The organism is Stenotrophomonas maltophilia group sp. Smal17, assembly GCF_030237045.1.
Classification (GTDB): domain Bacteria; phylum Pseudomonadota; class Gammaproteobacteria; order Xanthomonadales; family Xanthomonadaceae; genus Stenotrophomonas; species Stenotrophomonas forensis.
This window is the reverse complement of the sequence record NZ_JASJSU010000015.1, coordinates 33,975-45,539: the sequence shown is the minus strand read 5'-3', so window position 1 is coordinate 45,539 and position 11,565 is coordinate 33,975. Positions and strand designations below refer to the sequence as shown.

The window sequence follows — 11,565 nt, the reverse complement described above, 5'->3', positions numbered from 1 at the left end:
CGAGCAAGCTCGACTCTACCGAAGTGCGCCTCCGACCAAAGCCGCATCGAACCCGGGCCGCGTGAGCGCCTACCATGGGATTCTGTTCCCGTTCCTGCCAGGTGCGTGCCGATGACCGCCGACCCCAGCATCCACACCATCGATACCGGCTTCCAGCGTCCGGATTTCGACGCGGCCTATCTGATCGTTGAAAACGGCCGCGCCGCGTTCGTTGACTGCGGCACCGGCCTGTCGGTGCCGGCGATGCTGCAGGCGCTGGCGGACGCCGGCCTGGGCGTGGAAGCGGTGGACTGGCTGCTGCTCACCCACGTGCATCTTGACCACGCCGGGGGCGCCGGCCTGCTGATGCAGCAGCTGCCGAACGCCAGGGCGGTACTGCACCCGCGCGGTGCGCCGCACATGATCGACCCGACCCGGCTGATTGCCGGTGCCACGGCGGTGTACGGTGGCGAGGAAATCGCGCGCAGCTACGGCCGCATCGAGGCGATTCCGGAGACGCGCGTTGTGGTGGCCGAAGACGGGCACCGCATCGATCTGGCCGGCCGCGAGCTGCTGCTGTTGCACACGCCGGGCCATGCGCTGCACCACTACTGCGTGTGGGACGCGCGCAGCCGCAGCTGGTTCACCGGCGATACGTTCGGCATCTCCTACCGCGAGCTGGACAGCGCGCAGGGCGCTTTCATCTTCCCCACCTCGTCGCCGGTGCAGTTCGACCCGGAGGCGATGAAGGCCTCGATCCGGCGCATGCTCGACTACGCGCCTCAGGCGATGTACCTGACCCACTATGGCCGCGTGCAGCAGGTGCAGAAGCTGGCCGACGATCTGTTCGAACAGATCGATGCGATGGCCACCATCGGCCGCCAGTGCGATGGCCGGCCCGATCGGCATCGCTGCCTGCTGGCCGCGTTGCAGGCGCTGTACCTGGAGCGCGCGCAGCAGCATGGCTGTGCTCTGGACCAGGCCGCGGTGACGGCCGTGCTGGCGATGGACATCGAACTCAACGCACAAGGCCTGGCCTGCTGGCTGGACCGCGTCCACAGGTAGATCCACGCCACGCGTGGATGAGGCGAGCCGACGCTGCACCGCGACGTCATGACCACGTTACACTCTGGTGACTTCCAAGCCTGCCGTGGTATTGCCGTGAATCCGATGCGCGTGTTGCTGCTGTCGTCCTGCCTGTTCGTGGGTGGCCTGGCCCAGGCGGCCAATGACCTGCCCGGCGGCGGCATCGATCCGCAGGCACTGTCGCGCCATGTGCGCGTGCTGGCATCGGATGAATTCGAGGGCCGCGCGCCGGCCACCGAAGGCGAAGAGCGCACGGTGCAGTACCTGATCGAGCAGTTCCGCAGTTACGGCCTGCAGCCGGGCGGTGTGGACGGCAGCTGGGTGCAGCCGGTGCCGCTGGTGCGTGCGCAGCTGGACGGCGCTGCCAAGGCCAGCCTGTCGCTGAAGGGCGGCAAGCGTGCACTGGCGAACGGCGAGGACGTGACCCTGCAGAGCCTGCAGCCGCGCAAGCGCGTGCAGATCAAGGACGCGCCGCTGGTGTTCGTCGGCTACGGCATCGACGCGCCGGAACGCCACTGGAACGACTACAAGGACGTGGACCTGCACGGCAAGATCGCCGTGGTGCTGATCAACGATGCCGATTTCGAGGCCGATGCGCCGGGCGCGTTCGATGGCAAGGCGGTGACCTACTACGGCCGCTGGACCTACAAGTTCGAGGAAGCCGCACGCCGTGGCGCCGAAGGCGTGCTGATCGTGCACGAGACCGCGCCGGCCGCCTACGGCTGGGCCACGGTGAAGAGCTCGGGCACCTCGCCGCTGTTCGACATCGAGCGCGGCCAGGCCGAGGCGATGGCCCAGCACACGCCGCTGCGTGGCTGGATGCAGCGCGGGCTGGCAGAGGCGATCTTCGCCGACGCCGGTCTCGACTTCGATGCCGAGAAGCGCAAGGCGATGCGCGCCGACTTCCGTCCGGTGGCGCTGGACAACGCAACGCTGAGCGTGGATTTCGCGCTGAAGCGCGAGCAGGTGGTGACCCGCAACGTGGTGGCCAAGCTGCCCGGCGGCGAGCACGGCGACGAGGCGGTGATCTTCTCGGCGCATTGGGATGCCTTCGGCATCGGCCAGCCCGATGCCAAGGGCGACCGCATCCGCCGCGGTGCGATCGACAACGCCACGGGTGTGGCCACGGTGCTGGAACTGGGCCGCGTGTTTGCCGCAGGCCCGCAGCCGCAGCGCACGCTGTACTTCGTGGCGCTGACCGCCGAAGAGAAGGGCCTGCTGGGTGCCAGCTACTACGCCGCGCATCCGCTGGCGCCGCTGGACAAGACCGCCGCGGTGCTGAACATCGAGATGTTCAGCCCGGACGGCCCGACCCGCGACATCGCCTCGTGGGGCAAGGGCCGGGTGTCGCTGGAAGGCGACCTGGAGCGCGTGGCCAAGGCCCGCGGCCGCAGTTACAGCCCGGACCCGAACCTGGAGGCGGGCTTCTTCTACCGCGCCGACCACTTCGCCTTCGCCCGCCTGGGCGTGCCGGCGATCACCATCGGCCCGGGCCTGGACAAGCTGGACGGTGGCGTGGAGGCCGGCCGCGCGCTGCGCGAGAAGTACTTCGCCGACTGCTACCACCAGGCCTGCGATGCCTGGACCCCGAGCTGGGACCCGAGCGGCCACGCCGCCGATACCCTGCTGGTCTACGACCTGGGCGCCGAGCTGGCCAACAGCCGCCGTTGGCCGACCTGGGAAAAGGAATCGGAGTTCCGCGGCGCGCGCGACAAGAGCGAAGCCGCCCGCCGCTGAGGTAGTGCCGGCCAGCGGCCGGCATTACCGTCGCTGGCGCAGCAGCTTCCATGCGCCCCAGCCACTGACGGCGAGCGCGGCCAGATAACACGCCACCATCGTGCGCAGGCCAACCTGCGACCCGGCGTTGATGCCGCGATGCAGGCGCAGCTGCAGCGAGCTGTGGCCGCTGCCCAGGTCCACCGCCAGCTGCAGCGCCAACGCGGCACAGAACACCAGCAGGGCGATCCCGAAGCCGATACGCGGCCACGCGGCCCGTGCGTTGGGGCGGCGCAGCAGCCAGGCCAGTGCCGTGGCTGCGGCCAGCGTCGCCGCGATCCACATCAGAGGCGTGGCGGGAGACGCAGCGGCCACCGGCAGTGCACCGGTGGCCGCGATCACTACAGCGCCCTTACTTGCGGGTGCCGTCGAGCCAGTTCGGGCCCTTGTTGGTGAGGAAGAACACATAGACCACCAACGATACCGCGATCGTCGCGGTGACATAGATGGCGAACCAGTCGACGTGGCCGGTCTTCAGCGCACCCTGGTACAGCAGCGGGGCGGTGCCGCCGAACAGCGAGTTGGCCAGTGCATAGCCCAGGCCCACGCCCAGTGCACGCACGTGGGTGGGGAACAGTTCGGCCTTCACCACCGCGTTGATCGAGGTGTAGCCGGTGAGGATGACGAAGGCCATGGCCAGGGTCAGGAAGGCCAGGGTGGCGTCATGCTGGTGCGGCAGCTGGGTGATCAGGTACCAGCTGTACAGCACGCCGCCGACGCCGAAGAACACCAGCAGGGTCTTGCGGCCGATGATGTCCGACAGCCAGCCACCGACCGGCTGCAGCACCATCAGGAACGTCAGCACGCCCAGGTTGATCAGGGTGCCGGTCATCGGGTCGTTGCCGGCGAAGGCGCTCTGGATCATCTTCGGGCCGTTCACCGAGTAGGTGTAGAAGGCCACGGTGCCACCGGCGGTGATCAGGAAGCACAGCAGCAGCGGCCGCCACTGGTGCACGAACAGTTCGTACATCGAGCCGGACTTCTGTGCCTTGCCTTCGCGCGCGGCCTCGATGGACGACTCCGACAGCGACTCGTCCATGCCCCGGCGCAGCCAGAACACCACCACCGCGGCGATGCCACCGATGCCGAAGGCGATGCGCCAGCCCCACTCGGAGATTTCCGGCTTGCCCCAGAAGGTCAGCATCAGCAGCAGGGTCAGCTGGGCCAGCACATGGCCGCCGACCAGGGTGACGTAGTGGAACGAGGACAGGAAACCGCGACGGCCGGGAATGGCGGCCTCGGACATGTAGGTGGCACTGGCACCGTACTCACCGCCGGTAGCGAAGCCCTGCAGCAGGCGCGCGAACAGCAGGATGACCGCCGCCCAGATGCCGATGCTGGCCGCGGTGGGCGTGATGGCGATGAGGAAGGAACAGACGGCCATCAGGGTGACCGACACGGTCAACGCCAGGCGGCGCCCGTGGCGGTCGGCGAAGCGGCCGAAGAACCAGGCGCCGATCGGGCGCATCAGAAACGTGGCGGCGAAGATCGCCCACACATACATGGTGGAGTTCTTGTCGTCCGGCGAGAAGAACTGCGATTCGAAGTACACGGCGAACACCGAGTACACGTAGACGTCGTACCACTCCACCAGGTTGCCGGCGGAGCCTTTGAGGGTGTTGGAGATCGACCGCCGCAGGGCGGCGCGGTCGTTCGCGGGAACAGCAGGTTGGGACGTGGTGCTCATCTGGGTGGGAATCCTCGATGCGGCGCGTCCGTGCGCAGGGAAAACGGCGCCCGGCCTTGGGGCGGCGCGGCCGGGCAGCCTCTTGGTACTGCATCGACCGTCAACACGGGGTAGCAGACCAGAGCAGGGTGCATGGATGGATGACAGCGTGCCACCGTCCGGGGTCCCGGACCATACTCAAAACGTCCTAGAATCCGCCTTCCCCCGGCTCCTTGGTGCGTCATGTCGGCTCCCCCCTCTCCGTCTGCGGCTGCCCCCCGGGGTGGCCTTGTCGCGCTGGCACTGCTGCTGGTCTATGTGGTCTGGGGCTCGACCTACCTGGGCATCGCCAAGGCCCTGCACGGCGGCGCGCTGCCGCTGACGATGGTCTCCGGCAGCCGCTTCATCATTGCCGGCGGGGTGATGTACCTGGCGCTGCGCCTGTTCTGGAAGCTGCCCAACCCGACCCTGCGGCAGTGGCGCAACCTGGTCATCATGGGCGTGACCATGCTGGTGCTGGGCAATGGCATGGTGGTGCTGGCCGAGCGCGAGGTGTCCTCGGGCCTGGCCGCCACGGCCGTGGCCTCGGTGCCGCTGTGGATGGCGCTGTTCTCGGCGCTGCGCGGCCAGCACGCCAGCCGCGGCGAGTGGCTGGGTATCGCCATCGGCTTCCTGGGCGTGGTCTGGCTCAATGCCGGCAGCAGCCTGACCGCATCGCCAACCGGGCTGGTGCTGCTGCTGATCGCACCGGTCGGCTGGGCGTTCGGTTCGGTGTGGGCGCGCGGCCTGGACCTGCCGGGCCCGTTCATGACCGCGGCCGGGCAGATGATCTGCGGCGGCGTTCTGCTGGTGCTGATCGGCCTGGCGGTGGGCGAGCGCCCGACCACCTTGCCCGACACCAGCGGCCTGCTGGCGATGGCTTACCTGTGCGTGTTCGGTTCCATCGTTGCGTTCACCGCCTACGTATGGCTGCTGCAGAACGTGCGCCCGGCGCTGGCCGGCAGCTACGCGTACGTCAACCCGGTGATCGCGGTGCTGCTGGGCGCGCTGCTCAACGGTGAACGGTTCGGCTGGCGCGACCTGCTGGCCATGGCGGTGATTCTTCTGGGCGTGGTGGTGTTGACGATGGCAAGGACGCGAAAGCAATGAGCATGGACGAGAAAGAACAACGCCGGGGCCTGCTGGTCACCGCGTCCACCTTCGTGATCTGGGGGCTGGTGCCGGTGTACTGGCACCTGCTCAACGAGGTGCCCTCGTTCCAGATCATCGCCCACCGCATCATCTGGAGCACGGTGATGGTGCTGGGCTGGCTGCTGATCAGCTCGCGCCTGGGGTGGTGGAAGAAGATCGCGGCGCAGCCGCGCGCGCTGCCGATCCTGCTGGTGTCCAGCCTGACCATTGCCTTCAACTGGGGCCTGTACATCTGGGCGGTCAATGCCGGGCATGTGATCGAGACCAGCCTGGGCTATTTCATCAATCCGCTGGTGAACGTGCTGCTGGGCGTGCTGGTGCTGAAGGAACGCCTGCGTCGCCTGCAGTGGGTGGCGGTGGCGATGGCGGCAGTGGGCGTGGCCTGGCTGACCATCGATGCCGGCACGCCGCCGTGGATCGCGCTGGGCCTGGCCTGTTCGTTCGGCCTGTACGGGCTGCTGCGCAAGCTGGTCTCGGTTGATCCGGTGGCTGGCCTGGGCGTGGAGAGCCTGTACCTGTTCCTGCCGGCGCTGGCGTTCGCGATCTGGGCCGAGAACGGTCATGGCGGTGCCTTCTTCCATGGCTGGGGCTGGCGCAACGACCTGCTGCTGATCTTCGGCGGCGCGGTCACTGCGGTACCGCTGATCGGCTTTGCCTACGGCGTGAAGCGCATCCCGCTGTCACTGGTCGGCATCCTGCAGTACATCGCGCCGAGCCTGCAGCTGCTGCTGGGCGTGTTCTTCTTCCACGAAGGATTCGATACCGGCAAGGCGATCGGTTTTGCGGCGATCTGGGCCGGCCTGGTGCTGTTTGTCGGCGACAACATCCGCACGATGCGGGCTGCGAAACGATAGCGCCTGGCCACGCCCGGCGAACACGATGCAGGAAAAAGAACGGCGCCCCGAAGGGCGCCGTTCTGCTTCCATCCACCGCCAGGAGAGAGAGATGGCGGTGGCGGGAACGCGGGTGCAGGCTTAGAAGCGCTGCTGGTACTTCATGTACATGAAGCGGCCGATGTCGAAGCCACCGTAGTAGGTGAAGCTGCTGTTCGGCTGGCTGTACATGGTCGGACCCTGGTGGTTGAACACGTTGTTCACGCCCAGCGACACGGTGCCATCCCACGGCAGGCTGTAACGCACCTGCAGGTCGTGGAAGGTGTTGGAGCCCACCTTGTTGGTCGGCGAGGTGCTGGTGTACGGCGAGTTGAAGTCCGGCAGGTTGCACTCGTCCATGTACGAGCACTTCTCCTTCATGCTGGAGTAGTAGCGCGCGGTCCAGCCGATGCCGAAGTCGCCGTACTGCCAATCCAGGTTGAAGGTGGAGCGCACGCGGAAGTCGCCGCCCCAACCGGTACGCTGTTCCACCGGAGTGGTGACGGCGTTGTCGTTGCGCTGCTCCAGGTAGTCGGTGTAGGTGGTGTTCCAGTTGACGGCGAACTTGCCGAACGTGGTGTCCGGCAGGCGGTAGCGCAGGTTGATGTCATAGCCGGCGGTCTCGCGGAAACCGGCGTTGACCAGCGAGCGGTCCAGGCTGTTGACCTGGCCGTTGCTGCCGCGGGTGAAGCGGCCGCAGGCGGCGTCCGAACCCTGCACGTAGCACTGTTCCAGCAGGTTGGTGGCCGACTCGCCGACGATGGCGTTGTTGATGCGGATCTTCCACCAGTCCAGGCTGACGTCCAGGCCTGGCACGAAGTCCGGGCTGTACACCAGGCCCACGGTCCAGGTCTTGGCGGTTTCCGGCTTCAGTTCCGGGTTGGAACCGGAGCTGAAATCGGTGGTGGCCTGCTGGCCGGGCTTGGTGGCCACGCTGCCATCGCTGTTGAGCTGGCGGAAGTTGGCCGGCACCTTCAGCGCCTGGCAACGGGCGGCGACGGCAGCGCTGGTGGCAGCGGTACCGAAGGAGGTATCGCACGGATCGGTGAACGCGTCGCGGCTGCTGACGGTGCCACCGTACAGGTCGTCCACGGTGGGCGCACGGAAGCCGGTGCCGTAGGTGGCGCGCACCAGCAGGCTGTCGATCGGCTTCCACTTCAGCCCGAACTTGCTGTTGGTGGTCGAACCGAAGTTGTTGTAATCCGAGTAGCGACCAGCCACGTCCAGCGACAGTTCGCGGGCGAACGGCAGGTCGGCCAGCAGCGGCACCTGCAGTTCCAGGTAGACCTCGTTGAGCGAGTAGTTGCCACGGGTCGGCTGGCCACTGGTACCGGCGATCTCGCCCTTCTGCACCTTCGCATCCGGGGTGTAGCTGGCTTCTTCGCTGCGGTGTTCGACGCCCAGCGCGGCCAGGATGTCGCCGGCCGGCAGGGTGAACAGCGAGCCGGAGATGTTGCCGCTGGCGACCTTGGTGGTGCTCTGCATCTTGTCGACGAAGCGGGTGAACAGGTAGTCCTGCACGTCCTGGTTGCTCAGCGAGCCCGGGCCGGTGTAGCCCATCGGCGCTGCCGGGTTCCACGGCACGCAGCCGGCGATCACCGCGCCCGGCGTACCGCAGCGGGCCACGTCGCCATCCATGAAGGACGGGCCGACGGCCAGGTTGACGTGCGGCTGGTACATGCTGCCGGTACCGATGCGCTCGCCTTCATTGCGGTTGTACATGTAGCTGACGTTCCAGTCCCAGTACCGCGAACCGGTTTCGAAGCTGCCTTCCAGGCCGATGCTGGCGCGCTTGGTTTCCAGGTTGTTCTCGGTGCCGCGCGGCAGTTCCTCGGTGCGGTGCGCGAACAGAACGTCCTGGCCCCACAGGTTGAATGCGCTGTCCTTGGACAGCGCGGCGCGGCTGCCGCTGCGTGCCTGCGCGGCACTCACCGAGTACGGGTAACCGGCCAGGTGCTTGATCGACTCGCGCTTGCTGTACAGCGCGTCGGCGACGATGCGCAGGTCGTCGGTGATGGAGAAGCCACCGTTGGCGAACACCGAGGTGCGCTCCAGGCCGGTCTGCAGGCTCATGTTCGACTTGGTGTTGGCACCGTCGGCCGGGTCCGGCGCGTGGAAGTTGCCCGCCTTGCTGGGGTCGCCGCCCGGGCCCACGGTCAGGTTCTTGCCACCCACGGTGACGTAGCCCCACGGGGTGTTGCCGTTCAGGCCGTCATTGGGGTGGCGCGGGCCGTTCGGGTAACGGCTGAACTCGCGGTCCTTGCCCAGCACCTCGTCTTCCTTGGTGCGCTCGGCGCCGACGCTGAACCAGCCGCGGTCGAAGGTCTTGCCGAAGGTGGCGCTGTAGGAGCGCTTCTGGCCGTCGCCTTCGCCGTACTGGCCGACGTAGGCACTGGCCTGGCCGCCATCGAAGTTCCTGCGGGTGATGATGTTGACCACGCCGGCGATGGCATCGGAGCCGTACAGTGCGGAGGCACCGTCGGTCAGCACTTCCACGCGCTCGACAATCGCCGATGGGATCGAGGCCAGATCGGAGTAACCGCCGGCGCTGACGCCCATGCGGCGGCCGTCGATCAGCACCAGGCTGCGTTCCGGGCCCAGGTTGCGCAGGCTGACGTACATGCCGCCGAAGTCGCGCGAGGAGGTCAGCGACGAGGCGCGGCTCATGCTGGGCGCGCCTGCTGCAGGAATGTCCTGCAGGATGTCGGCGACGTTGACGTAGCCCTTCTTGTCGATCTCGGCGCGGCTGAGCGCGATCACCGGCTGTGCGGTTTCGACACTGGCCTGGCGGATGCGCGAACCGGTGATTTCGATGCGGTCGAGGTTGGTGGTGGTATCGCCGGCGCTCTGCGCAAAGGCGGGGGTGGTGCAGCTGGCAGCCAGCGCGATCACGATCGCGTTGCGCAGCGGAGTGGTTTTCAGGGACATCCGTGACATCTCGTGTTTCAGGAAAAACAAGCGCCCGTTCTGTGGGCGCGTGGGGTGCTGCAAACCAACGTGGGGGGCCGGATTCTAGAGTGTTTCCATCCGTAACTGTTTGCCTCTGCGCTGCTGCATGCGTGCGAAAATGAATCGCAACCAACAATCCACAGATGCACTGTGCGCAACGTCACGTGCGCTGCGTTTGCAATGGGCAGAGGCATCGATAGCGGCACGAACCCGGCACGCTTGAGGGGTTGCGACAACACGCCGCAGCGCGCGCTTGTACGCAGGCGCGCATCCGTTGCGATGCATCAACCTGCATGAAATGCTCTTCGCGTCGTCGTCGAAAGTGGGAGATGAAGGAATGATCCAGCTCGAAGAAGCTCGCCGTCGCGTGCAGGCTGCGCTTGCAAGAGATGATGAGCCGGTTGCCATCACGCATGAGCATGAAGTGGTCGAAGGCTGGCTGTTCTGCTTCCAGTCGCTGCGCTACCTGCAATCCGGCGAAATCTCGGATGCGTTGGCCGGCAATGGACCGATCTTCGTCGACCGGCATACGGGCGAGCAGCACGTGCTGGGCACGGCGTATCCGCCGGAGGACGCCCTTCGCCAGCATCTGGCCTCGCGCGCCTTGCCGTCTGATGCCGCAGCGGCAGATTTCTGAGTTCGGCAAACGAAAAAAGGACGGAGCCTTCGCTCCGTCCCTCTGCGCGATGCGCATTCCATCGCTGCGTGATGCTCAGGTTTCACGCAGTGCCGTGGTGATCGGCAATCGCGCCGCACGCAGCGCCGGGAACAGGCCGCCGACCAGGCCGATGCCCAATGCCCATTTCAGGCCCGTCCACAGCAGTTCCGGCGACACATGGAACTTGAATACCACTGCGCTGAAATTGCTGCCGATGGTGGACACGCTGTAGCCGTTGAACAGCAGCCACGCCACCGCGCAACCGAGCAGCCCGCCGAGCAGGGCCAGCAGCATCGTCTCCAGCATCACCGCGGTCACCACCGGCAGGCCGCGGAAACCGATCGCGCGCATGGTGGCGATCTCGCGCGCACGCGTGGCCACGGCGGCATACATGGTGTTGAGTGCGCCGAACACCGCACCCACCGCCATGATCGTGCCGATCACCTTGCCGAGGATGTCGATCAGCTTGGTCAGACCGCCGCCCTGCTTGCTGTAGTAGACGCGGGTGGTTTCCACGTCCAGCTTCAGCCGCGGGTCGGCGGCAACGGCGGCCTTGAACTGCTCGAAGCCGGCCTTGCCATCGGTGCGCACGCTGATCGACTGCCAGGCACTGCGCTGATAGGTGGTGGCCAGCGTATCGGCATCGGTCCACAGTTCCGAATCATGCGCATCGCCGGTGGCGAACACGCCGACCACGGTCCAGGTCTGGTTGCCCAACGTCAGCGTCCTGCCGACATCCATATCGCGGAACTGGCCGCGTGCGCCCTGGCCGACCACGATCTCGCGCAGGCCGGCGGCGAACCGGCGCCCTTCGATGATCTTGACCTTGTCATGCACGGCCCACGCCTGCGGGCCGACGCCTCGGAACTGCGCGTTGACGTCGGTGCCATCGGCCTTCGACACCAGGTTGACCACCTGCGACAGCTCCGGCGACAGCATTGGCCGGCCCTGCGCATCACGGCTGATGCCGGGCAGCGTGGACAGCGTGGGTACCTGCTCGCGGGTGATCACCGAGTTGGTCTCGGCCTGCGAACCGCCGCGCAGCACGATGGCAGTGGTGTCATCGCCGGTGTTGTTGAGCGTGGCCTTGAAGCCTTCGCCCATCGCCAGCATCGCCACCAGCACGCCGACCACGCCGGCGATGCCGACCACGATCACCGAGGAGGCGCCCCAGCGCTGCGGCAGGCTGGCCACACCGATGCGGGTGGCGGCCAGCGCCAGCCGTCCGCCGCGGGTCAGCAGCAGCCACAGCGCCACCAGTACCGCCACGGCCAGTACGCCGATCCACGGCAGGCTGATCCACAGCACCAGGCCGATCACCAGCAGCAGCACGGTCAGCGCGTTGCCCAGCCACTTCTTGAGTTTGCTCTTGAACATGTCGGTGTCCT

Annotated in this window: 9 protein-coding genes; 5 read left to right on the top strand and 4 right to left on the bottom strand. The window is 67.0% G+C overall.

Features of this window, described 5'->3' with window-relative positions; all coding sequences use genetic code 11:
* Positions 1 to 111 precede the first annotated feature (111 nt).
* On the top strand, positions 112 to 1,044 hold the full coding sequence (locus QRO93_RS06575; protein ID WP_180878673.1) for an MBL fold metallo-hydrolase: 933 nt from the start codon (positions 112 to 114) through the stop codon (positions 1,042 to 1,044).
* 105 nt (positions 1,045 to 1,149) lie between these two features.
* Positions 1,150 to 2,802 (top strand): M28 family metallopeptidase, encoded by a 1,653-nt coding sequence (locus tag QRO93_RS06570; RefSeq protein WP_164086524.1) that lies wholly within the window; start codon positions 1,150 to 1,152, stop codon positions 2,800 to 2,802.
* 24 nt (positions 2,803 to 2,826) lie between these two features.
* Here the strand turns inward: QRO93_RS06570 and QRO93_RS06565 are convergent, their stop codons facing one another.
* Both QRO93_RS06565 and QRO93_RS06560 read right to left on the bottom strand, forming a co-directional pair.
* On the bottom strand, positions 2,827 to 3,126 hold the full coding sequence (locus tag QRO93_RS06565; protein ID WP_180880109.1) for a hypothetical protein: 300 nt from the start codon (positions 3,124 to 3,126) through the stop codon (positions 2,827 to 2,829).
* A 67-nt stretch (positions 3,127 to 3,193) separates the two neighbouring features.
* Positions 3,194 to 4,528 carry an MFS transporter gene (locus tag QRO93_RS06560; protein WP_008265793.1) on the bottom strand — a complete coding sequence of 445 codons (1,335 nt, stop codon included), beginning with the start codon at positions 4,526 to 4,528 and terminating at the stop codon, positions 3,194 to 3,196.
* A 222-nt stretch (positions 4,529 to 4,750) separates the two neighbouring features.
* Here QRO93_RS06560 and yedA point away from each other — a divergent pair, with 222 nt between their 5' ends.
* Both yedA and rarD read left to right on the top strand, forming a co-directional pair.
* Positions 4,751 to 5,656, top strand: coding sequence for a drug/metabolite exporter YedA (gene yedA / locus QRO93_RS06555; RefSeq protein ID WP_040006616.1), 906 nt, complete (start codon positions 4,751 to 4,753; stop codon positions 5,654 to 5,656).
* The gene (gene rarD, locus QRO93_RS06550) at positions 5,653 to 6,552 is read left to right on the top strand and encodes an EamA family transporter RarD (RefSeq protein ID WP_004153791.1); all 900 of its coding nucleotides are present in this window, start codon (positions 5,653 to 5,655) and stop codon (positions 6,550 to 6,552) included. Before yedA ends, rarD begins: the two co-directional genes overlap by 4 nt.
* A gap of 120 nt (positions 6,553 to 6,672) precedes the next feature.
* On the opposite strand, the gene QRO93_RS06545 is transcribed toward rarD, so the two are convergent.
* Positions 6,673 to 9,498 (bottom strand): TonB-dependent receptor, encoded by a 2,826-nt coding sequence (locus QRO93_RS06545; protein WP_040006614.1) that lies wholly within the window; start codon positions 9,496 to 9,498, stop codon positions 6,673 to 6,675.
* Positions 9,499 to 9,772: 274 nt separating this feature from the next.
* Here QRO93_RS06545 and QRO93_RS06540 point away from each other — a divergent pair, with 274 nt between their 5' ends.
* Positions 9,773 to 10,156, top strand: coding sequence for a YrhB family protein (locus QRO93_RS06540; protein ID WP_258011002.1), 384 nt, complete (start codon positions 9,773 to 9,775; stop codon positions 10,154 to 10,156).
* A 75-nt stretch (positions 10,157 to 10,231) separates the two neighbouring features.
* Here the strand turns inward: QRO93_RS06540 and QRO93_RS06535 are convergent, their stop codons facing one another.
* Positions 10,232 to 11,554 (bottom strand): ABC transporter permease, encoded by a 1,323-nt coding sequence (locus QRO93_RS06535; protein ID WP_180880105.1) that lies wholly within the window; start codon positions 11,552 to 11,554, stop codon positions 10,232 to 10,234.
* Positions 11,555 to 11,565: the final 11 nt, after the last annotated feature.